Raw genomic sequence first — 23,286 nt, 5'->3', positions numbered from 1 at the left:
CGGCGAGGGCTGAGAGACGATCTTCTCAGGACTTGCGTTGACGGCGCGTTTCGCCGGGTGTGCACAGTGGTCACATCACGACGATGATCCAGTGGGGACGAAGGCGGGGCGGCGGTGACAGCACTCGGACGGACCGCCAGGGCGGTGGCGAGCAGGGATATCGACCGGGTTCCGGCGACCCGGCGTTTCGACCCGCGCCGGCACCGGCGGGTCGCCGGACTCTTCGACCTGTGGCTCGCCCCAGGTCCGAAGGGCCGTCTCATGGTGCCCACCGATCCCAACCGGTTGCTCGACGCCCGATCCATCGCCGACCTCGTACGGCGCACCGGTGACGCCGCCGACGACGTCCGGATCCTCACCGACGACGGCGCCCGACACGCCGACCTCTTCACCGAGGTGGCCGGGCTGCTCGGTCACGACGTGCTGGTCAGCCCGGAGGGCACCGACATCCGGCACACCGCCCACCGGGTCAACGGCGCCGACACCGCGAGCGCGAGCAGCGCCGGTCCCCTGCACGCCGTGCCGCTGCACCGGGTCACCCGACAGCCGATGGACTGGCTCGTACTCCAGCCACCCGACCTCGCCACCCACCTGCCCGGCTGGTTCGCCCTCGACGAGGGCCTGGTTCGCCCCCGCACCGGCGTCGTACGCCTGCCGCTCGCCGACGGGCTCGCCCTGGCGACCCGGGCCGACTTCGTGGCCCGTCGGGCCACCGCGCACCGGCTCGGCCTGGTCTCCGAGGGCATCGTCACCATCGCCGTCACGGCCCGCGCCGACGGCTTCCTGGTGGGCAACTACAGCGGTACCCAGGGCGTGCACAGCGGCCGGCAGCTCGCCGCCCTCGTGGGCGACCTTCCCCTCTACGGTGCCGACCTGCGGCTCTGGCTGACCTGGCCCTCCGATGCCGGCGAGCAGGCCCGGCTCGCCGAGCAGGCGATCGAGCTGGCCGAGACGACCGGCGCCACGGTCTGGACCCCGCCGCCGGGAGGGCGCGCGGAGCTGATCGACGACCACCGGGACCTGCGTGCGCTCGACGCGGCGGGCGCCGTCGCGCCGTGGCGGGCGTACCGGCCCAGGTACGCCGACGGCCCGGCGACCCTCGACGCCACCCCCGACGGGCTGCTGGTGTCCCGGCTCAGCCGGGAGCGGGTCACGCTGACCGTCGCGAATGGTGTCGCCGCTGGTTTGGCCGTCACCGCGCCGAACGACCCGGCGTCCGGCGTGGTCGGCTCGGCGTCGCCGGGCGTCGGCGGGTCGCCGGCAGACGTCGACAGGTCGGCGCAGGACCCCGGCGGGTCGCCGGCGGGCGTCGACGGCTCGCCGGAGGCGGGCCGGAAGGCTGCGGACGGAACGCCGGCGAACGGCCGCGTGACGGACGCGGCACCGACGAAACAGACGACGATCGGCACGTCGAAGGAACCGACTGCGCCAGATCCGCCCGCCGTCGCACCCACCGCGGTGCTGACCCCGCCGCTGTCCCGCCCCGCGCTCGTCACCGAGCGGAGGCGCGCGTCGGACTACGGTCCGCCGTGGCTGCGCCGTGGCCAGCAGGTCAACGCGGAGACGTTCGAGGCGTTCGTCCGGACACCGGGCGACCCCGCCGAGGTGGTCGCCGACGGCATGCCCAGCACCGAACTGTTCCTGATCGCCTTCCTCGACCCCCGGTCCGCGCCCGAGGGCTGCGACCTGCTGCGGGTACGGATCGAGCCGGGCGGCGCGATAGCGGTCGCCACGCTGCGATCACACGTGCCGGCCCGCTTGCAGTACCTCCTCGGCACCTCGGACACCTACCTGCTGCCGGCGGCCCGACTGGATCGGGTACGCGCCGTCGGAGGGTTCCGCACGGAGGGCATCGGCTGGCTCCTGCCGCTCGGCGACGCGTACGACGCGACGGTGCGGATCCGGTCAGCGCCCACCGCCCGCTCGACAGCCGGCCTGCCCAACGACGTACGCCGCTGGCCCGAATTCGGCACTCGGAAGGCGTACGCCCTCCTGCCGGTGCGGTCACGCGGTCTCCCCAAGGGCTGGCTGCGGCTGTACCGGCAACCACCACCGGCGCGACAGGGCCGACTGCTTGTCGACGTGCGGGTGCCCCGGAGCCGCACCGTCGACGTCGGCGCCACCGCCGCGATGCTCGCCCCGCTCACCTCGGTGCGGACCCGGGCGGACGCGCTGCACCGGGCCGGGGTGGAGCTGATCCTGGGCAGCCGCTCCTACGACCGGATCCAGGTACGGCGCGTCCACCACGCCCGCGACGGCGCCTGGCAGCGCAGCCCAGGCGTAGCCCTCGGGCCGCTGCCAGCCACGCTGCGCCGGCTTCAGTCCGGCGCCACCACCCCGGCATCCGACCCGACCTGAATCGACCACCGGCCGCCGGGGACCGGGCCGATCACCACGGGGACGCACCGTCCGCCCGTCGTGGCGGCGAGGCTCCGCGCGCCGGCCGCGTCACCGGCGGCCAACCCGGCGGTGAACACGACGTACGGCTTCGGCAACTCCTCCTCCGGCGTGGGCGGCTGCGGCAGGGCGTCCAGGACCCGGCTGCCGCCGGGGGCCTGCGTGCCGAGCGCCGCGCCGACCACCGCCACACCGATCCCGGCGGCATGCAGCCTCCGGGCGAGGAGCACCGCCGCACGCCGGCAGGCGCCGACAGGCCCCACGAGAGTGAGTACGTCCGGAGCACGACCGAGGTCGACGTGCAGCCGCCACGGACCCTTGTGGCCCAACACCAGCGGGAGGATGGCCGGTGGGGCGGGCTCCCGCTCGCCGAGCCAGGCGTACGCGGGCGCTGCACCACGGCCCGTCGCCACCCCTGCCAACCGGACCCGCATCGGACCGGCCTCGCTGTCCAGATCGGCGCTCAGGTAGGGAACGTCGTCGCCACTCGGCACCGTCGGTCGTGGCACCTCCGGCACCGGTGCCTGCGTTGGCCTCTGCTCGTTCGATGGCCCCACCGCCACGGGGCCCGGCACCTGACGCTCGGGATTCGTCGCCGGCGCTGGAGTGGACGGTGACACGGAAGCTTCACCTGGTCGCGTACCGCTCTGGATCGGGGTCGGGGGCGCGGACGGCGTCGGCGTCGTGATGACGGGCACCGTGGTCTCGGAACGCTCCTGTTCCGTGGACGCCGAGACGGCAGACGACGAGGGCTGGGCGACGGGAGACAGCGGAGCGCCAGCGGACGGCCGCGAGGCGGCGGACGACGGCGCTGCGGTGGACGGCGCTGTGGTGGACGACTGTTGGGCGCCGGGCGGCGGGGAGTGACCGTTGCCCGAATCGGTGGCGAGCTCGGCGGGGGTCGGGGTGTGGTGCCGCTGCGGCGGCCACGGCCCGTCGTCGGTGAGGGCGAGCGCACCCCGGCGTGATCCCGCACGGCGTAGCAGCATCAGCGCCACCACCGCGAAGATAACCGCCAGTACGCCTGCACCACCTCGCACCAGCAGCGGGTTGACGGGATCAGTGGTGACCTCCCGCTCGTCCCACGGCCGGGCAATCGTTTCGGTGTCCGTGGCCGCCACCGCAGGGGCCGAGGGTGGCGGCGGGGCAGCCGTGGACGGGGCAGCCGTCGAAGGGGCCGGTGTGGACGGCGCGACCGACCGGGGAGCCGGCCTCGACGGAACGGCGCTCGGCGTCAGCGTGCTCGGCGACGGTCGCGGCGATCGAGCGGCGATCGTCGGCATCCGGCCGATGCGTACCCCTTGGCCCTTAGCGTCCGCGGGCAGCACCAACATCCAGCCTGGTTCGAGCACCAGGCCGTCGGTGAACGTCGCGCCGTCAGGCTGTTTCCGCCCCACGTTGAGTTCGACGATCTCCCGGTACCGGTTGCCGTTACCGAGGGTGCGCAGGGCAATCGCGTACAGGTACTCCTTCTGGCCGTCGACCGCCGGCCCCACCACGTAGTACCGGCCGGTCTCAGCGGGGGCCGCACGCGCCTGCCCCGCTGGGGCACCCACGACGAGCCCGACCAGCACCAGTGCCGCCGCCACGGCTCGCCGTATCAGCACCATCGCCTCCGTACCCTCGGTCCATCCCTATCCTGCCGTTCCGGTCCTGTAATACGAGCCGGGGTCACGACGGTTCAACGCGACAGTGATCGGTTCTGGAGCACTGCAACTGGCGGTCGTCGTTCCCTGCCGCCATGTCGACTACCGCGGGTCCGTGAACCTCGTGCGCCCGCCTGCGTCGTCTAACTCGTGGACGATGAAGAATTCACTGTTCTCCGACCTGGGCAGTTCCTGTCGCTGGGGACGCTCGTGTCCGCCAACGAGGCGTTCGCGCTGGAGCACCGCCATACCGGCGGCCTCGTTCTGCGCGATCGGACGCGCGCCGAGAACGTCTGGACGATCGGCGGCGGCGTTGGCGGGCCCGGCCGGTTGGAGCTGACGCCCGAAGGTTACCTGTGGCTGGTGGATGGAAACGGCCGGCCGCTCTGGCGCTCGGGCGACGTCGACCGTCGGGTGGATGCCGCAGTGGTCACCAACGACGGCCGGTTGGTCCTGACGGATCCGGACGGCTTTCAGCGCTGGAGCAGGGATCTCCTCTCGGACGCCGCGCTGGCGGATTTCCTGCCGGCCTCCGGCGACCGCCTGACCCGCGGGCAGCGCCTGACCAAGCCCCTCGTCTCACCGAATGGCAGGTACGAGCTCGCACACCGCACGACAGAGGCGGAAACTGTGCTCTTCCGCGACCAGACCGCTCAGCTGTGGTCACGGAAGGCCGGCGTTCCCGGCGAGGAGCTGGCCCTCGGGCACGACGGAATCCTGCGGACCGGCGCCGACTCCACGGTGCTGTCCAAGTGGACCGGATTGCGCCTGGATCCGATGGCCCACACGGTGTCGGCGCTGGTCGTCGACGATGACGGTGACGTCGTGTTGATGGCGGAGGACGGCTCGGCGGTCTATCGCAGCGGCAGCGCCGCCGAGGCAGCCAGGCTCGACAAGCTACAGCGAGAATGGACCCTGCGCGAGCGTGCCGACCTCGCGAAACCCGTGCGGCCGCACGGGAGCGGGTTGCCCGCCGACTGGTTCAACCTCGTCTACGCCGACGACGAAGACTCGCCGCCCTACTCCATCACGCTGGTGCGGGGAATCTCGGCCGGTGAAGCGTTGTCGCGGCTGGAGGTCGAGGACGACCGTGTCGCGCCGATGACGCTCCGGGAACTCGGTGACACGTCGACAGGCGAGCAACAGCGGATTTTCACGGCGCAGATCGACGACTGGGTGATGGTCGTCGGACTCGATGCGATGGTCGGCGCCGACCAGTTGGTACCGATGTCGCGCGGCACCCAGGCGGTGGTTTGCGGACGAGATCACGACGGCGAGAGCTACCTCGGCTGGGCCGTCGACGGCATCCCGTCGGCGATCTACTGGGATGACGAGGCGCTGGAGCGCGGCGAACCGGCAGCGGAGGGAGAGCAGCCCGACGCCGTCGTTCCGTTCATGCGGACAATCGGGCTCGGACGCTACCGCGACACCGACGATGACAGGCATTTCCTGCCGCCACCGGTCGAGATCGCCTGCCTGATCGCGGGCGTACGTCCCCGGCCCGAGCACTTCGCGGGCAAACACCTCAGCTCCATCAGCAGCTGGTGACCCTTCATCGGGACGGAGCAGATCATCATGACCGGCGCCGCTGACAGCCGCCTACTGGAACTCCACTACCTGTTGCTGCGCGTGGCGGGCTGGATGCCCGACGCGGCCGTCGCCGCAGCGCGCAGCCACCTCGCCGGGCGACGGCTCGCCGAGGCGGCCGACGCGGTGCTGACGAGCACGGCTACCCCTCGAATGTCGTTGCGCGAGACGGACCTGGACCTGCTGTCCACGCTCGTGCCTGACGACCGGGTTGCGGCGTGGCGTGCCGCCGCTGCGCCGAACGCCGGCACGGCACCGCCGGAGCCCGAATTCGCCCCGGAACGGTCCGATCCGATAGGCGTCACACCGCTGGTCCTCGACCTGACCGGGGCCGTCGAGCGTATGGACGAGCCGGATTCGGCCGCCGTCGATGCCGCGCGCGGGGTCGCCGACGGGGTTGCCCTCTGGCGGGCATGGCGTCGGGACTCACCGGATCAGGACCAGCAGGTCCCGATCTATCTGCTGCTCGTCGGCGGCGATCCCAACGGCCTACCGGCAGCCTGCGCACAGGTGCAGGACGCCGTCGCCCGCAGCGGAGTCGCCCATCCTCAGGTCGAGGCGTTCCACAATCGGACGGTCCTACCGCGCTACCAGCAACTCGCCCGGGGCCGGTCAGCGCTTCTCTGGGCCGCGGCAGACGCCCAGCCGGTCTCGACCGCCCGGGTCTTCGACGCCTACCACCCCACCACCGGCGGGCAGTTCTCCGCCGACCGCCCGACGATCACCGACGGCGACGAGATGCGGCGCGTGCTGGACTACCTGGAGGGCGGGGCCGTGCTGCTCGCCACCGAGGCGCGCGAGACCGACCCCTTCGACGAGAGCGCCGGCCCGGTGGTGCCGCTGAGCTTCCGCACCGACGGACGGTGGATCTGGACGGACGCGGTCGCGTACTTCCTGCGTACCTACGCGGTGAGCCCCGACGACAAGCTGCTGACTCACATCCGCGCCCGCGACTATCTGGTGCCCGAATCAGACCCGGTCGCCGAACACCGCGCCCTGTCCAGCCTCCTGTCCTGAGCGTCCGGCCGGAGGATCCGCACCGGCCTCATTGCGCGCGAGCCCTCAGATCAAACCCGCGCGCACCGCGTACGCGACCGCATGTGACCGGCTACGGAGCTCGTACCGGTCCATCACCCCGTAGATGATCGTCTTGACTGTCCGTACGGAGTACCGGATCTCCTCGGCGATCTCGGTGGTGTCCAATCCGTCGGCCATCAGCCGCAGCACCTCGATCTCGCGGGAGGTCAGCCCGGTGAGGGTCAGGCCGTTGGGCAGCAGCACCTCCCGCTGCAGCCGCCGGAAGTGCTCGAGCAGGCTGCCGATGAGGTGCGGCGGCATGATCCCACCGCCGGCCTCGGCGGCATGAACACTCCGGACGAGGCGTTCCTGGTTGACCGAAGCACGGGGAAGGATGGCAACCACCCCGCATTCCACCGCCGTGATCAGCTGCAGATCGTCGATGTCGGGGATGACGAGCACCACGGGCCGCGCCGCAGTCACTGCCGTCAGGCGAAGCATCCTGATCGTCGCGGCCGTGAAGCCCTCGGCCCCCACGACAGCAACATCGAACGAGTCCGGGTCATTCGCCTCCACCACTGTGATGTCGGGATGCATCGCCAGGTAGCTCGACAGCCCGACCGCCAGAAGCGGGTCGGTCGCCTGTACCAGAACACGCGTCTCCGCCACGACCAGCAACCCCCAACGGGAAGATAGGTTCCATCCCCTCTGAGGACGCTCGTACGCGGCCAAAGTTCAGCGACATCCGCCCACGGCCGCGAACCCGACACCGCCGAGCGAGCACCGGGGCCCTCGCGGCCCTGCTGGCCTGACCGTCAGGTCGCCGACGCCCGCTCCAGCGCGGCCGCCATCATGGTGTCCAGGACCAGCCGGCGGCCGGCCTCGAAGGCGGAGCGGAGCGCCTCCGCAAAGGCCGCCTCCAGGGCGGTCACGTCCTCAAGGTCCAGCGCGCGCGGCTCCACGCGCACGGCACGGACGTCGCCGAGGCCGCCCACCACGATGGTGACCAGGCCGTCCGCCGACCGGCCGGTGGCCGTCGCGCCGGCCAGCCGCGCCTCCATCGCGGTGGCGTTCTGATCGAGCCGAGGTTGCATGGTGATCTCCTTCGTCAGGTCAGCCGACCGCGGACAGGCCGCCGGACATCGACGCAGGCGCGGAGCCGGTGAGGTCGGCCGGCGCGAGGGTCCGCGATGCGGCGGTGCGGGTCAGGGCGTACGAGAATCGGTGGGCCGCGTGGACCGTCTGTGCGGGCAGATTCGTTGCCAGCTCGACGATGGCGGCCCGCACGTCGTCGGGGACGATGTGCCCGCGACGCAGCAGGTGCCGTACCGCGATCTCGCCGAGTTCGGCCGGGGAGTAGGCGGGCACGGACCACTCCTGGCCGAACGTCTCCGGGATGCCGGGTACCGCGGAGTGAAGTGCGGCCAGGCCGGCGGGTTCGCCGACAAGGACGACGACGGGTCCCCCCGGGGCGGCCCGGACCTGCTCGACAAGCGCGTGGACGACCTCCGCGTCCTGTTCCTCCCCGGTGGCCTCCACGACCAGGCCCCCGCCGGTTGCCTCCTGGAGCGCTGCCCGGATCAGGTCGTCGGCCTGCCCGGCCCACTGCGGCGCGAGCTGGTCCCGGGTGGACATCCGTACCTGCTGGCCGATGGGGATCAGATTCAGCTCCGACAGGAGCATCACGTACAGCCGGGCGAACTCGCTGCGGCCAGTGCCCCGCTGGCCGGAGATGATGATGTTCCCGGCTCGTCCGAACGCCCGGCGGCGACCGTGTAGATCGCAGAGTCCCACCACGGCCTGCCCGAGGGCCTCGCGTACGGACGGGGCACCGACCAGGTTGGCGACACGCGCCCACGTCCGGGAGGCTGCTACGGCCTCTCGCGGGTGGGTGGCGACATCCAGCTGTGCGGTCTGCTCCATCGGCAGCTCGGCGAGGGAGGCCAGCTCCGGCTCGATGTCGGCGGCGGTGAGCCGGTTGAGCTGGATCTCCGTGGACGGCGGTTCGGCGGCGAGGCGGGACGCCTGATTGTTGATCATCGCCTCGAAGAGTTTGCGCGCCACCCGGCCGTTGCCGAACGTCGAGTTCTTCGGGATGCGCTCGAAGTACGTGGTGAGGGCTCCCACCGCGTCGTCGGTCAGCTCGTAGTAATGCTTCCCGCACAGGTTGGAGGTGATTGTGACAAGTTCCTCGACGGAGTAGTTGGGGAACTCGACGGTGCGCGTGAAGCGGGAGGCCAGACCGGGGTTCGAGGCGAGGAACTGCTCCATCAACTCGGAGTACCCGGCGACGATGACGACCAGTTCGTCGCGGTGGTCCTCCATCATCTTCATCAACGCGTCGATGGCCTCCTGGCCGAAATCCGGCCCCGAGCCGCCGGAGCCGGCCGACAGCGTGTACGCCTCGTCGATGAAGAGCACCCCGCCGAGCGCCTTGGTGACCAGCTCGGTGGTCTTGATCGCGGTCGACCCGATGTACTGCCCCACCAGGTCGGCGCGCGCCGCCTCGACCATGTGCCCCTTCGACAGGATGCCGAGTTCGGCCAGCACCGAGCCGTACAGGCGTGCGACGGTGGTCTTGCCGGTACCCGGCGGTCCGGCGAAGACCAGGTGCCGGCTCATCGGCGGCATCGGCAGCCCCCGCTGCTGTCGCACCTGCGCCATCTTCATCAGGTTGATCAGCGCGGTCACCTCCTGCTTGACGCCGCGCAGACCGATCAGGCTGTTGAGCTCCTGCAGCGGGCCGCTCAGTTCGTCGGATCCCTGATCCTGCTGCGGCTCCGCATCGGTGTCGTCCCGGACAGCCTGTTCCCGCACGGGCTGACCGACCGGCGGCCCGCCACTGGTGAGCGACTCCACCGTCAGGTGGGAGCCCTCGGCCCGGCGCAGGTCGCTCTTGCCGCTGTTGCGGACGACCGATCGCACCAGCGACACCGGTTCGGCGGTGTCCACGTTGAAGCCGGTGACAGCGCTGTCAAGGATCTCGCAGTCGGTGAAGTCACCGCCGCCGCCGCTTGTCAACCGGACACCGTCGCTGCCGGCCCGTCGCACCCGCAGCCGGGTCGCGGTGACCGTGGCCCGGTCCTGCACCAGCAGACCGTCCCGCGCCGCCTCGCGGATCTCGGTGTCGGTCACCTCCAACTCGGCGTTGTCCACCCGCAGGCCCCCGCCCGTCAGCACCGCCGACCGCAGATCCAGGCGGGAACTGCCGGTAGCTGTCACCGCGTCCGGCCCGGCGGCGGTCACCTGGACATCGCGCAGGACTGCCCGGGACCCGTCCGCGAGCGTCAGCACCGGCATGGCGACGCCGTCCAGGACCAGGTCGACGCCGTCGACGGTGGCTCCGTCCCGCACCGCGACGCCGCCCGTCGAATTCGCTCGCAGGCGCCGCAGCCTGACGGCGCTCTCCCCGGTCACGATGACGGCGTGCTCGCTCGTGCCGCGCACTGTCACGCCGTTCAGGTGCGGGCTGGCGTTCTCCGCGTGAACTCCCACCGGGGTGTCGGTGACGGTGCACTCGGTGAACTCCGGCCGCGCCCCGCCGCCGACGTGGATCGCGGTGTGACCGGCTTCGCTGAACGCGCAGCGGGTGAATCGAGGGGCGGCGCCGTCGGTGATGTGCGCCGACTGCACCGCGGCCCCGCTGAATGTGGAATCGCTTATCGTCACGTCGATCGCGCCACGAAGGAACAGGTCCACGTTGGCGCTGCCGGTCACCGTCAGGTGCCGGATCTGGGCTGTGGCACGCTGCTCGACGACGATCGCCGGCTTCGCCGAGGCGTCGACCTCGCACTGCTCCATGACAAGTCGAGCATCACCGTTGGCGCACACGCCGTTCGCCGCAGCACCTCGGACGACGCAGCGCCGCAGGGTCAGGGACCCGTGCTCGCTTACCACCACGCCGGAGGTGCCAACGTCGTGCACAAGCGTGTCCTCGACGGTGCTGACGCCCGCGGACATCACCACGATCCCCGCGCCCGACGGGGCTCGGACGTCACAGCCGCGCAGGGCCAGGGAGCCGTCCATCCGGGCGAGCAACGCCGTCCACGCCGCGCCGGTCACCCGGCAGTCGTCGAGCGCCACCTCGCCTGCGTAGACGTCCAGGGCTGCCAGCTGCGAGTCTTCGCTGATCAACGTGACGCCCCGCAATTGGGCACCCTGGCCACGTACGACCAGCACGCTGCCCTCTTCGACGTGCACCTCCACGGGGCCGCCCGGCGCCGCACTGATCGTCACCCTCTTGTCGAGCACCAACCGTTCCGCGTACCGGCCGGGATGCACAATGATCGTCGCGTCGGGATCGGCCCGTGCGACGGCGGCACCGATCGTCGCGAAGGCACCCGGCTCCGCCCCTCCCACTGTCAACACCTGTCGGCTCATCGGCCCTCACCTTCTCCGTCCAAGCCGGGCAGGACCCGGAAACAGCCACGTGTCGTGGCGGTGACCGGCGACGGCGACGGCGTCGGCGTCGGCGTCGGCGTCCCCCAGCGTTCCAGGCTGCGGTGCAGCGCGGTGTTCGCCAACTCGTCCAGGGACGCACCGTTCTGGTGGAGCCGGCCGTCCGCGTCGATCTCGTTGGTGCCGATCTCGCGCAGCAGAATCGCTCCGCGTTGACCGTCAGCAGGCGGCCGCGCCTCGAGAATCTTGAAACTCGTTCCCGGCAGGAACAGCACGCGGTCCTCGATCCGGTCCTCGCCCTCCGGTTCGAGCAGCGCCGTACGTCGGGCCGTCATCGACCAGATCAGCAGGTCGGTGTCACCCTCCTGGCCCTCGTGCGGACGCGTCAGCGCGTTGACCAGCGACCAGTCCGTGACCAGCTTGCGGCCGCGGTACAACGCCCACTCCCGTTCGTCCGGCGAGATGCGGAACATCGTGCTCCCGCGAAACGACGGAAGCCGCGACAGACCGGCAACCACGCACCGGGCGAACGGCACGTGCGGGCCGGCCACGCCGGTCCGCAGGGCCGCGTTGACGCGTTCGCCACGGCGGGTGAGGTACAGCCGTACGGCGACCGAGTCGGCGAGCAGGTCGCCGGCCGGGGTGCCGCCGGCCTGCAAACCGGGGTGCTCGGAGATGATCCGCGACACCGAGGACGCCATGTGGTCGAATTCCCGGCTCAGCGTACGGCGCAGCCAGCCGCGTTCCTCGTCCAGCGGCCGGGAGGGCAGCAGCGCGCTCGCCGACGCGGTGGGAACCGGCTGCACCCGCACGATGCCGGCGGTAGTGCGAGGTGGGGTTTCCTCGGATGCCGCCTCGGTGGGTGGTTTCGTCGCCTCGGCTGACCGCGCCGGCACCGGGGTGTCAGCCGCCGTTTCGACGTCGACGGGCAGGACGACCCCGGTCGGCATGGATGGCGGGGCCACCGCCGGCGCGGGGTCCACCGCAGGCGACGGCAACGCAGGCGGCACAACCGCCGGCGCGGGCGGCACGAACGCCGCAGGTGGCGGCAGCGCAGGCGGCTCGACGTCCGGGGTCGGCGCCTCGAGCGCCGCAGGTGGCGGCAGCGCAGGCGGCATGACGTCCGGGGTCGGCGGCGCGTCGGACGCAGCGGGTGGCGGCGGCGCAGGCGGCACGACGGGCGGCACGGGCAGCATGAACGCCGCAGGTGGCGGCGGCACGGACGCCGCAGGCCGCAAAAACGCTGTGGGCGGAGGCGGCACCGGTTGATCAACACGGTCGATCGAGGCCACACCTCGGGCGGGCCGGGGCTCGCCGATCGGCGGCGACGCGGCGGGCATACGGAGCGCGAGCGTCCGCTCGGAGAGGGGCTCCACGGCCGGTGACTCGACCACCGCTGCCACCGCCACGGCCGGCGGCGCCTCGACGGCCGGTGCTGCCTTGATCTCCACCGGAACACCGTTCAGGGCGGCGATCGGGGTGACGTCGAGGGTAGCGTCCGCCCGGCCTGCCGACTTGCTACCCGGAGTGAGCACCGACGCGGCCATCAGGGTCCCGCCCTCGCGCTCCGGCAGCCGGGCCGCCAGGTCCGCGGCCAGCCCCCGCAGGCGGTCGACGCGCTTGGGCTCCGAGTCGTCGAAGATCAGCGTCACCCCTGAGGTGTCCAGTGTCGCCGCGCGCACCCGCTCGGCGTTGCCCGGCTCGTCCACCGCACGCACCCACAGGCCCGCCTCGACCACCTCGACGACGGCGTCGGGGGCGTACCAGTAGACGCGGGGGTCGATCTCCTCGGTCCAGCGCAGCGGCGGCCGGTGGCTGAGGATGACCGGCCGGGCGGCGCGGGAGTTCTCGTGCGCCCGCGGGGTGTAGCCGAGTTCGATGGCGAACGGCGGCCACCCGCGGGTTCCGTCCGCGCGTACCGTGCGGACCTGCCGTTCCCGTTGGGTGCCGACCGGCACGCCGGTGTAACAGATCACCGAGGTGCCGAACAGGTCCGCCAGTGCCTGCCCCAGCGCCTCGCCCTCGGGGAGCCGGACCTCGCCGTACTGCACGAAACGGGCCCGCGCCTGCACGTCCGGCTCCAGCTCACGCCAGAACCGCACCACGTCGTCCAGCGACAACGGCGGCGTTCCCGGGCATCCCAGCAGCACCGTCATCGTCTCCGGGTCGCACGGGACGTCGTCGGTCAGCTGCCGCCGGTGCTGGGCGATGATCTGCGGGGACTGGCTGTCGTGGATCCACACACCACCGGGCAGCGGCTGGATGCCGGCGGTGGCGCTGGTCGCCCGGTTCTCGATGACCGCGCCGTCCCACACCGGCGCGGGGTACCGCTTGGCGTCCCAGCTCGGCGGCCGACCGGGCCGGAAACGCACCCAGCCGCTTCGCCGGTTGGAGTGCACCAGGAGCGCACCGCCGGCTCCGCGCACCAGGTCGCCGTCGGGTGCGATGACAGTACGGTTCAGCCGCTCGGACAGCCACTGCCCGGCCATCGCCGCGGAGTCCCGGTGCCGGCCGCACGCCATCAGCCGGATGCCGCGGCGGCGCCGGGGCAGCACGTTGGCCATCGACTCCCACGAGTCGATGGCGAGGCCCTCGACCAGGTCGAGTACCACCACGTCGTTGTCGGCGTCCTCGGTGACCGCCAGGGCGAGCGACTGCGCCTCCGCGCTGATCGAGTCGGGGGCGTGCAGAACCATCGCGTTGCCCACCATGTGCTGGACGATGGGCTCGTCGTCCCGGCGGCGGCGCCGTTTCTGCCAGATCGCGGATGCCATGTCGGCCTACCCTTCTGCGAGAAAAGTGACGGCCTCGCGGCTCAGCGTCGGTCCCTGCCGGAGGGTGGCCAGCAGTTCGCGGGGGAACGGGACCGGTCGTACCTGGTTGATCTTCAGTGCCGCCGCGGCCTGCGCGTCCTTCAGCGCGAAGGCGACCCCGCCGGAGGAGACGAAGACGACCGGCGGTGTGGTGCCGGGGGCGACCGGTACGCCGTACACGGCCATCCCGCCGCCGGCTGGACCGAACACCACGCCCCGGCCGTTCGCGTCGACGGCCATCGTCCGGGGCGCCTCGACCAGGACGCTGTAGACAGCGTTCGCCGCAGTGGGTGTCTGGCGCAGGCAGAGGATCCGGTCGTCGAGCCGGTGCTCCGCCGCACCGGCCAGGTCGGGCAGCCGGTCGAGCAGCGTCCGGTCCGCCGACCGGGGCGCGTCCAGCAGATCGGCGCCGGCCAGCGTGACCGGCGCGGACCGGCTGCGTACGCCGGCGAAGAGGAACTCGGTCTCGCTCAGCGCCGCCAGCCCGTCCTTGCGCAGCACGAAGAACTGCTCGCCGGCGGCGCCGGCGTTCTGCCGGAACAGGGTCCCGACGTCGTAGGACCGGCCGGCGATCCGCGGCCCGTCGCGGCCCTCGCCGTCGATCCCGGCGGGGGCCAGGTCCGGTCCGGCGGGAAGCTGGCTCAGCCAGGGCTCGGTGGCCGGGATCGCGTCGCCCGCGCTGATGCCGAGCGCGACCAGAACGGCGTCGTCGGTCACCCGGAACCGGCTGCCCTGAGCGATCAGGTGGATCTTGCCGTCCGGGTCCCGCACCACGATGAGCCGTTCCGGCGGGATCGGGGTGGCCGGTGCGCGGGGGTCGAGATTCATGCCCAGCCCGCCCCGACCCGAGTCGCCCGGCCGTCCAGACAGGCAGGCCAGCCACGGACCGGCCACGAAGGACTGCGGCGCCGGGATCTCCCGCGGCCCGTCCGGGATGCCCAGCACGTCACCTCGCGGCACATCGGCCAGAGAGGCCTGCGAGATCAGCTTCACCTTCGCCGACGGGCCCTGCCAGAGCATCGCCGCAGGCCGGTCGATCACCGGATGCAGCAGGCCGTCGGCGTAGACGTAACGGCTGCCGGTCTCCTTTTCCACCAGGATCAGGCCGGGCTGCCGGTAGGCCGTGCTGCCGCCGGGGACGATCCAGCCGTACACCCCGAAACCGGCCACCACCAGCACCGCGATGAGTACGCCGAACACCAGGCCGGTGAGGGCCCGGCGGCCGGGCACCTCGGCGCCGGACGGGTCGCCGAGCACCAGGGCCGAGCTGAGCCGGCCCATCATGAACTGGTGGGCGTGGACGTGGTCGCGCTGAGTCTGCACGGCGCGCCTACCCGAACAGTCCGCGGGCCCAGCCGTACAGGCCGAGCACCTGGGCGAGCACCGGCAGCACGGCCAGCGCGGTCACCACGTCGAAGAACGTCGCGGCGTACTCCCAGAACGGGAGCATCCGCCGCGGCCAGGGCCGCACCGCCGCCATCACCAACGGCACCAGCAGCGCGACCAGACCGGCGAGCAGGACGTAACGCCCTCCGATCGACAGGGAGCCGGAGAGCTGCGCGACCACCAGCAGGCAGCCCGTGGTCCCGGCGGTCACCAGCGCGATCCGGTGCCAGACCCCGAAGTACGAGCGGGCCCGCAGCAGGACCGCCGCGGAGATCAGGGCGACCAGCGTCGAGCCCGACCAGCCGGGCGTACGCATGGTGAAGGCGAACAGGAACGGCAGCAGCAGCGCGGCCGAGCCGAGCCCGGCGGTCAGGTAGGTGTCCGCGTCAGCGGTCCGCTCCCGGACCAGGCCGGAGTCCGTCGGCTCGATGTCGTACTGCAGGTCGGCGCCGGTCTTGGGCAGCTGCGGGCCGCGCAGCCGGGCGAACTTCACCGCGGCGCGGGGGGCGAGCACCACGATCGCCAGGATCACCGCGGCGGCGACGGCCGAGACCTGGGCGGCTGTCATCCCGGCGAGCTGACCGGACACCAGCACGAGCACCACCGTCGCGGCGCTGACCCCGACCAGCAGCAACGGGGTGAACGGCAGCCGCGGCGTGACAGTACGCTGGCAGACCAGCAGGACCCCGGTCACGACGACGACCGCGGACGCCGCGGCCAGCGTCGCCAGCCCGGTCCAGGACATGCCGTCCGGGTCACCGTCCACCGCGCTGACCGCGGCCATCCCCGCGAAGAGGGCCGCAGCACCGCCGAACAGCAGGCCGAACGCCTCGTCGGTCAGCTTGCGGGCGGCGACAAGCGCCGCGACCAGCATCGCGGCGGCGAGCACGCCGGCCGACAGGATCTGCCCGGCCACCGGGCCACGGTCGGTGATCACCAACGCGACGGTGGTCATCGCCACCGCCGACAGCACCAGGAACAACACCCGGCGGTACTCCGGCTGCCAACGGTCGGACCGCCGGTTGACGGACGTCGCCACGCCCTCAGCCAGGTCGTCGAAGTCCAGCTCGGGCAGCGGGTCCTCGGCCCGGCGCAGGTGGATCTCCTCGCCGTCCAGCCACTCCAGCGTCTCCGGGGTGCCGGTCAGCTCGAACGGCGCACCACCCAGCCGTTGCAGCACCCAGCCGCTGCCGGTGGCGTCGTCCTGCTGGTGTGCCGGTACGGCGTGGCCGACCAGGACCGGCAGCAGACCGGCGACCGTGGTGGTGACCGGGACCGCCAGGTCGATCCGACGCTCCGGCCCGACCACTGTGATGCGGCACTTGTCCGCCTGAACAACGGCGCTCATCCGCGTCGTCCTCTCCTCTGCCGGTCCCGCCTCATCCGGCGGCCCGGCCCAGCGCGTTGCCTGTCTGCATCAGCCGCACCCCGCGGCGAGTGACCAGTTGAGCCCGTCCGGCGGGCAGCCGGCGCGGCGCGGCCTCGCCGAGGAACTTGCCCTCCTCCTTGGGGTAGGAGAACAACATCGCCGGGGTGCCCAGCTCCCACATCCGGCGGATGACCGGGTCCATCATCGCCCGCATCGCGCCGGAGGTGCTCCGGGCCACGATCACGTGCAGACCGATGTACACGCCTTGGGCCAGAAGCGGCAACAGTGGCTCCAACGTGGAGCCGACGCCGGTGCCGCGGGTCAGCAGGTCGTAGTCGTCGACCACCACGAACAGTTCTGGACCCTCCCACCAGTCCCGGCGGCGCATCCGCTCGGACGAGATGTCCGCGCCCGGCACCCGGCGGTTGACCGACACCGACGCCTTGCCTGCCAGCTCGAACAGCCCGTCGCCGGTGAAGCTGGATCCGACCTGGTACTCCTGGCCGATCGCGGTGTCCAGGTCCCGCCGCGAGTCGCCGAGCACCACCTTCGCCTGCTCCGGCGTGTACCGCCGCTGAATGGCGCGCAGGATCAGGGTCAGCATGTTCGTCTTGCCGGTCTCGTTGTCGCCGAAAACCAGCAGGTGCGGCGTGACCATGAAGTCGTGCCACACGGGCGCCAGCCGCTGCTCGTCGAGACCGAGGCAGATCCGCAGCTCCGGCTCCGGGTCGGGCAGGTACGCCGCGGGCAGCTGGGTGGGCAGCAGGCGCACCGGCGGTGCGGGCGGGCCGCTCCAGAACGTCGCGGCCTCCTCGGTGACCGACTTGGTGGCCTCGGCCAGGTCGGCGGTCGCCGCATGGCCGTCGATCCGGGGCAGCGCGCCGAGGAAGTGCAGCCCGTCCGGGGTGAGGCCGCGGCCCGGCTGGTTGGGCACTGTCGCCGCCTTGCGGGAGCCGAACTCCGACTCCATCGAGTCGGCCAGCCGCAGCTCCAGCTTCGTGCCCAGCAGGTCGCGCAGCCAGGTGCGCAGCTCCGACCAGCGGGTGGTGGTCACCACGATGTGTACGCCGAACGACAGCCCGCGCGAGGCGATCTCCTGGACGCGGCTCTCCAGGTCGGGGAAGTCCTGCTTCATCGTGTACCAGCCGTCGACGACCAGGAACACGTGGCCGTGCGGGTCCTCGAGTTCACCCCGACTGCGGGCCGCCAGGTACGACGTCATGGAGTCCAGCCCACGCTCGGTGAACTCGACCTCCCGCCGCTCCATGACCTGGCTGATCTCCTCAAGCGTGCGCACCACCCGGTCACGCTCCAGCCGGGTGGCGATCGAGCCGACGTGCGGCAGACCGGCGACCGAGGTGAGCCCACCGCCGCCGAAGTCCAGGCCGTAGAACTGCACCTCGGCCGGCGTGTTGGTCAGCGCCAGGGCGAGCATCATCGACCGCAGCAGGGTCGACTTGCCGCTCTGCGGCGCACCGGCGATGCCCACGTGGCCGTCGGCCGTCGCCAGGTCCACGACCAGCAGTTCCCGCAGCTGATCCTGCGGCTTGTCGACCACGCCCACCGGCACCCGCAGCCGCCCGCGGACCGACAGGTCCTCGACGGACATGCCGAAGACCGGATGGGGTACGACACTGGGCAGCAGCGAGTCCAGGGTGGGCGCCGTGGACAGCGGCGGCAGCCAGATCTGCCGCGCCGGCGGCCCGGCCCCGGTCAGTCGCTTGAGCAGCACCTCGACCAGGGTGGGACCGCTCGCCTCGGCCGGCGCGTCGTCCGCCGGTGCGGCGGCGCCCTCAGCCGGTGCCGTCAGGCGCTCGACCGGCTCGGGCAACGGGACGTTCCGGGTGGTGAACGGCACCACGTCGGCGGCCACCACGTCGACGTCCGTGCCCGCCTCCAGGCGCGCCCCAGTGCCGGTGTACGGCCCGGAGACGTACGCCGACTTGAACCGCACCAGGTTGGTGGTGTCCACCTTGAGGTAGCCGTTGCCCGGCTCGGACGGCAGCTCGTAGGCGGCGCCGACGCCGATCACCGCACGCGACTCCATCGAGGAGAACGTGCGCAGTGCCAGTCGGTACGACAGGTGGCCCTCGACCCGGTTGATCCGGCCCTCGTCCAGCCGCTGCGAGGCGAGCAGCAGGTGGACGCCGAGGCTGCGGCCCAGCCGGCCGATGGACACGAACAGGTCCATGAACTCGGACTTGCTGGACAGCAGCTCGGAGAACTCGTCCACGACGATCAGCAGCGTCGGGAACGGCACCAGCTGCGCACCGGACGCGCGCGCCTTCTCGTAGTCGAACAGGGACGCGTACCCGCTGGCCCGCAGCATCTCCTGGCGCCGGGTCATCTCGCCGTTGAGCGCGTCCTGCATCCGGTCGACCAGTGGAAGCTCGTCGGCCAGGTTGGTGATCACCGCGGAGGTGTGCGGCAGGTGTTCCATGCCGATGAACGTGGCGCCGCCCTTGAAGTCCACCAGCACCAGGTTGAGGATCTCCGAGGAGTGCGTCGCGGCGAGCGCGACGACGAGCGTACGCAGCAGCTCGCTCTTGCCCGACCCGGTCGCACCGATGAGCAGGCCGTGCGGACCCATGCCGCCCTGGGCCGACTCCTTCAGGTCGAGCTCGATCACCTCGCCGTCCTCGGTGACCCCGATCGGCACCTGCAGCCGGTTGCGCTGCGGCTGCCGGGTCCGCCACAGGGCCGGCACGTCGAAGGTGTTCGCATCCCGGATGCCGAGCAGCGCGGTCAGCTCGAAGCTGGTCTCCAGCGGCTCCTCGACGATGTCCAAGGTGCCGCTGGTCCGCTTCGGAGCGATGATCCGGGCCAGCGCGAGCGCCTGCGCCTCGGCCAACTCGTCACGCACCGCCGAACCGGTGACCTCGCCGGCCGGGTAGCGCACCTCGGCGCCGTCCGCGGTCAGCCGCAGCACCTTCGGCCCGCCCGGCATCGCCCCGGTCAGGTCGAGCAGCACCACGTTGCGCAGGCCGGCGCCGAGCAGCCGGGAGTGGTCCGGCAGTTCGGTCAGGTGAGCGACGATCACCAGGAACGGCTCGGTCGACGAGGGACGGGCCGTCCGGTCGTGGTCACCGCGGTCGGTGACGTCGGTGCCGAGCAGGTCCATCAGCGCGTCGTGCGTGCCGGCGAAGAGCCGGGCCGGCCCGGCGGCGTCGGCACTACCCGCGTGCGCGTTGTGCGGCAGCCATTTGACCCACTCCCACGGCCCCCGGTGCACCTCCGGCGCCAGGACCGCGACCCGCAGCTCGTCCGGCGCGTGCAGCGTGACCAGCTGGGCGACCATGGCCCTGGCCAGCGCGACCGCCGGCCCGGCCGCGCCCTCGAACTCGATGCTTGTGAAACTGCGCAGGTTCACCGAGATCGGAATTCCGGAGACCGTCCGGTACGCCTCGGCGAACCGGCGCAACGCGATCGACGACAGCGGTTCCAGGTCTTCCACCGGTTTGGTGGTCGGCGGGGTGAAGGCACGCATCGCGTTCTGCCGTCCGAGGCCGATGCGTACCCGGGCGAAGTCGTCGTGGGTCGGCCGGCGCTCCCACAGTCGGCTGCTCATCGCGACCGACCACAGCCAGTCCGGTTGCGGGTTGTCCCACAGCACGTGCCGGCGCTGCTCGTCGGCCGAGGCGCGGGCCTCCTTGCGCAGCTGGGCGATGTAGCGCAGGAAGTCGCGTCGCTCACCGAGCATCTTGCGCTTACGCTCGGCGGCGCCCCGGCCCACCTGTACCACGCCCATCAGGAGCATACCGGCGGCCATCGCGCCGCCCATCACGTACATGATCGGGGCCCGGCTGTAGAGGCCGAACATCGCCATCATGGCGCCCATGCCGAGGCCCATCGGCACAACCATCGCGAAGGACCGGAAGTCGAGCGGGGCCTCCTCCGCCATCAGCGGGGGCTCCTGCAGGTTCACCTCGCCCTCGGGCGCGTCGGGACCGGTGGCGCGCGGCGGACGCTTGACGGTGACCGTACTCATCCGAGAGTCCCCGACAGGGAGGGCCCGTCACCCCAGGCGGTGGTGTCCTGGCGCAGCAGCTTGACCGCGTACCGGTCGTTGCGGAACCGATCGACGGCGGCCTGGTCGTCCGCGTCGTCCTTCTTCTTGTCCGTACGCTCCGATTCGGCTTCGGCCTTCTGCCGTTCGCGCTCTTCGTCCCACTGCCGCTTGCGCTCGCGCATCTCCTCGAAGATCTCGTCGACGGTGCGATCCGGCCCGCCGCAGAACAGCTTCGGCTCGTCGGCGGGGGCGGCGGCCCGTTCGGTGGATCGCCGCCACACCCGCAGGGGCGCCTCGTCCGTGCCGTTCCGATCAGCCATCGGTGTCTCTCCCTTCGCCCGGCTCGTCGGCCAGCAGCCAACTCCCGTCCGTGTCGTCCCAAGCCGCCACGTCCGCGTCGGCGTCGTCGAGGCGGAGCAGTGGCACCACCTCGTCGGCCGGAACCTCCGGTGCGGTGGCGCCCCAGGCGCCGGCCGCCTCGACCAGCAACGCGGCGGCCTCGGGCCGGACGGCGGCCGCCGCCTCCAACACGCCGGCGCCCGGGACGTGCGGCAGCGCGCCCACCGTCCGTTCCCGCTCCCGTTCGCTGGTCGGCGGGTCGATCACGCCGAAGACCGGCATCGGCACGGAGACCGGCCCGCCCGTGGTCGGCCCGATCCCGCCGGCCGGGATTTCGCCTGGCTGGCCGTCGATGCCGGCCGCCGGGGTGGTCGGCGTCCACTCGGTGTCCTCCCCTGCGACCAGGCTGGACGCGTCCGGGCGGTCCGGCACCGCACCAGCGCCTCCAGCCGGGGAGCCGGACGGTCCGCCTGGCATGCCTGGCATCATCGGCATCATCGGCATCCCGGCCGGCCCGGCCTGAGCGAGCTGCGGGCCGCGGTCGCCCGCCATTGCCGGATCCGAGTCGATGGCGTCCAGGCCGAGACCGATGCCCTGGGCCGCACCGGCCGGCGCCTCCGGTCCGTCCACAGCATCGACAGCGCCGGCCGCCCAGTCGGCGGCGTCACCCTCGACCAGCCCGGCAGCGTCCGGCCGGTCCGGCACACCAGCGCCGTTGCCACCGGGGGCCCCGGGGGACGGGCTGCCCGGCATCGTCGGCATGCCGCCCGGAGCGGCGGCGCCCGAGGCCGGCTTGCTCGTCTGCAGGCCGGCGCCGCCCGGTGGGGTGAACGAGCCGACGTCCGGCGGACGCGGCGCCGGGTCGCCGACCGGTTTCCATGCCTCCGCGTCGCCCTCCAGCAGGCCGCTGGCATCCGGGCGGTCGGGCACACCCGAGCCGCTGCCGGCGCCACCCGGCGAGCCGGGCGGGGCGCCCGGCGGGATCCCGCCGGCGTTGTTGCCTGAGGTTCCGGTCAGCCCGGGAACGTTGACCCCGCTGCCGATGGCACCGGCGTTCGGCAGTGCCGGCGGACGCACTGCGGGGGCCACCGGCGCCGGCGGAGCGACCGGAGCCCTCGGCGCTGTCGGCGACGTGATCCCGGATCCGATGCCCCCGCCCGACCCGCCGGGTCGACCGATGCCGGGCGCGTTCACCCCGGCGCCGTTGGGCCGCGGCAGGACCGGCGGCACCGGCAGGTTCAGGTTCGGAACGTTCGGCCTCGGGACGTTCGGATTCGGCACGTTCAGGTTCGGCGCGTTCGGGTTCGGGACGGTCGGCCTCGGGACGTTCGGGTTCGGCACGTTCGGCAGATTGAGGGCGGGTCCGTTCGGGCCGGTCGTCGCGTTGCCGTTCGGCCGGGGAGTGGGGGGCGGATTCGGCAACGACAGGTTCGGGCCGTTCGACCCGTTGCCGTTGGAGGCATTGTTGAAGTTCGGGGGCCGGACGTTCGGTCCACCGGGCGGAGGCGGGGCGGACGGAGGCGGGGCGGACGGAGGCGGGGCGGACGGAGGCGGGGCGGACGGAGGCGCAGGCGGTGCGGGCGGAGGCGCAGGCGGGGGCGGGGACACCGTGCTCGGGTTGTCGCGGCGGACCGGCACCACCGCTTCGTGCGTGAAACCTTCGTACTGATTTGCCAGTACGTCGATCACGCCCTCCATGCGCTGGGCCATCGGGGTCTCCAGCGGCGACCCGGTGATCGACACCAGACCGTCGCCTCCCACCGCGTTGCCGGCCTGGCGGGCAAGGTTGGCGAACGCGTGGTCGTAGTACTCCATCGCATACTGCGCGTAGGCGAGGGCGTTGGCGTCGTTGTAGAGCTGCTGAGGGATGGACCGGCTGCCGCCGGTCCCGGGAGGACCCGTGATCCGTTCACTCTGGGCGTCGAGAATCTTGGCGAGATACTCCATCTGACCGAGGAACGCGTCGGCGGCCGGACCCTGCCACGGCTTGCCCTCACCCGCGATCGCCCGTGCATGGGTCAGCAAGTAGGGCCCCAGCTCACCGAAAGTGCGGCCGGCCAGATCGAAGGCAGCGCCGGCATCCATCACCGACTGCGCGTTGACGAGTGTTTCCGCGTGCTGCCGGCCCTCGTCGGTTGACATGGCCGCACCACCGGTGACCGCGGTGCGGAGCTTCCGCCACCCCCCTCTCTCCCGCGCCCACTTCTTGTAGTCGTCCGGGTCGGAGGGCGAGATGGTCACCGGCGGGAAAGTGGCGCCCTCCTCGATCGGGTGGTTCCACTGTTCCTCGGGGCCGGAGGACTTCTCGTTCTCGTCAGGCATGAC

Annotated in this window: 12 protein-coding genes and 2 pseudogenes; 3 read left to right on the top strand and 11 right to left on the bottom strand. The window is 72.2% G+C overall.

Features of this window, described 5'->3' with window-relative positions:
- The first annotated feature begins 114 nt into the window (after nt 1–114).
- Entirely contained in the window at nt 115–2,358 is a 2,244-nt protein-coding gene (locus F4558_RS31215) for a hypothetical protein (RefSeq protein ID WP_209273205.1), read from the top strand.
- On the opposite strand, the gene F4558_RS06860 is transcribed toward F4558_RS31215, so the two are convergent.
- A complete protein-coding gene (locus tag F4558_RS06860; protein WP_167943542.1) occupies nt 2,319–4,004 on the bottom strand; it encodes a hypothetical protein in 1,686 nt (561 codons plus the stop codon). The two genes, F4558_RS31215 and F4558_RS06860, sit on opposite strands and share 40 nt — an antisense overlap.
- Nucleotides 4,005–4,193: 189 nt before the next feature.
- Here F4558_RS06860 and F4558_RS32095 point away from each other — a divergent pair, with 189 nt between their 5' ends.
- Nucleotides 4,194–5,591 carry a DUF6461 domain-containing protein gene (locus tag F4558_RS32095; protein WP_167943541.1) on the top strand — a complete coding sequence of 466 codons (1,398 nt, stop codon included), beginning with the start codon at nt 4,194–4,196 and terminating at the stop codon, nt 5,589–5,591.
- A gap of 27 nt (nt 5,592–5,618) precedes the next feature.
- Entirely contained in the window at nt 5,619–6,647 is a 1,029-nt protein-coding gene (locus F4558_RS06850) for a hypothetical protein (RefSeq protein ID WP_167943540.1), read from the top strand.
- A 45-nt stretch (nt 6,648–6,692) separates the two neighbouring features.
- On the opposite strand, the gene F4558_RS06845 is transcribed toward F4558_RS06850, so the two are convergent.
- From F4558_RS06845 to F4558_RS31880, 10 genes and pseudogenes are all read right to left on the bottom strand, one after another.
- Nucleotides 6,693–7,316 carry a response regulator transcription factor gene (locus F4558_RS06845; RefSeq protein WP_167947286.1) on the bottom strand — a complete coding sequence of 208 codons (624 nt, stop codon included), beginning with the start codon at nt 7,314–7,316 and terminating at the stop codon, nt 6,693–6,695.
- A gap of 146 nt (nt 7,317–7,462) precedes the next feature.
- A complete protein-coding gene (locus tag F4558_RS06840; protein ID WP_053656492.1) occupies nt 7,463–7,741 on the bottom strand; it encodes a YbaB/EbfC family nucleoid-associated protein in 279 nt (92 codons plus the stop codon).
- 19 nt (nt 7,742–7,760) lie between these two features.
- The gene (locus tag F4558_RS06835; RefSeq protein WP_167943539.1) at nt 7,761–11,027 is read right to left on the bottom strand and encodes a right-handed parallel beta-helix repeat-containing protein; all 3,267 of its coding nucleotides are present in this window, start codon (nt 11,025–11,027) and stop codon (nt 7,761–7,763) included.
- Nucleotides 11,024–13,819 carry a hypothetical protein gene (locus tag F4558_RS06830; protein WP_053656488.1) on the bottom strand — a complete coding sequence of 932 codons (2,796 nt, stop codon included), beginning with the start codon at nt 13,817–13,819 and terminating at the stop codon, nt 11,024–11,026. Before F4558_RS06830 ends, F4558_RS06835 begins: the two co-directional genes overlap by 4 nt.
- Before the next feature lie 6 nt (nt 13,820–13,825).
- Nucleotides 13,826–15,181 carry a type VII secretion protein EccB gene (gene eccB, locus F4558_RS06825; RefSeq protein ID WP_167943538.1) on the bottom strand — a complete coding sequence of 452 codons (1,356 nt, stop codon included), beginning with the start codon at nt 15,179–15,181 and terminating at the stop codon, nt 13,826–13,828.
- A 7-nt stretch (nt 15,182–15,188) separates the two neighbouring features.
- Complete coding sequence (eccD, locus tag F4558_RS06820; RefSeq protein WP_053656484.1) at nt 15,189–16,592, bottom strand: type VII secretion integral membrane protein EccD; 1,404 nt, start codon at nt 16,590–16,592, stop codon at nt 15,189–15,191.
- 31 nt (nt 16,593–16,623) lie between these two features.
- Nucleotides 16,624–18,366: pseudogene (gene eccCb / locus F4558_RS32325) on the bottom strand (type VII secretion protein EccCb); the annotation flags it as partial.
- Between the two features lie 86 nt (nt 18,367–18,452).
- Nucleotides 18,453–20,601, bottom strand: a pseudogene (gene eccCa / locus F4558_RS32320) (type VII secretion protein EccCa); the annotation flags it as partial.
- Complete coding sequence (locus F4558_RS06810) at nt 20,598–20,942, bottom strand: hypothetical protein (protein ID WP_053656480.1); 345 nt, start codon at nt 20,940–20,942, stop codon at nt 20,598–20,600. The pseudogene eccCa and the gene F4558_RS06810, both read right to left, overlap by 4 nt.
- A complete protein-coding gene (locus F4558_RS31880) occupies nt 20,935–23,283 on the bottom strand; it encodes a hypothetical protein (RefSeq protein ID WP_167943537.1) in 2,349 nt (782 codons plus the stop codon). Before F4558_RS31880 ends, F4558_RS06810 begins: the two co-directional genes overlap by 8 nt.
- Nucleotides 23,284–23,286: the final 3 nt, after the last annotated feature.

Origin of the sequence: Micromonospora profundi (assembly GCF_011927785.1) — a bacterium.
GTDB classification, from domain to species: domain Bacteria; phylum Actinomycetota; class Actinomycetes; order Mycobacteriales; family Micromonosporaceae; genus Micromonospora; species Micromonospora profundi.
This window is presented reverse-complemented; position numbering and strand designations above follow the sequence as displayed.

Coding starts and splice junctions, on each gene's coding strand:
- F4558_RS06850 (WP_167943540.1), top strand. CDS start 5,619: ATGACCGGCGCCGCTGACAGCCGCCTACTGGAACTCCACTACCTGTTG.
- F4558_RS06830 (WP_053656488.1), bottom strand. CDS start 13,819: ATGGCATCCGCGATCTGGCAGAAACGGCGCCGCCGCCGGGACGACGAG.
- F4558_RS31880 (WP_167943537.1), bottom strand. CDS start 23,283: ATGCCTGACGAGAACGAGAAGTCCTCCGGCCCCGAGGAACAGTGGAAC.
- F4558_RS06835 (WP_167943539.1), bottom strand. CDS start 11,027: ATGAGCCGACAGGTGTTGACAGTGGGAGGGGCGGAGCCGGGTGCCTTC.
- F4558_RS06840 (WP_053656492.1), bottom strand. CDS start 7,741: ATGCAACCTCGGCTCGATCAGAACGCCACCGCGATGGAGGCGCGGCTG.
- F4558_RS06810 (WP_053656480.1), bottom strand. CDS start 20,942: ATGGCTGATCGGAACGGCACGGACGAGGCGCCCCTGCGGGTGTGGCGG.
- eccD (WP_053656484.1), bottom strand. CDS start 16,592: ATGAGCGCCGTTGTTCAGGCGGACAAGTGCCGCATCACAGTGGTCGGG.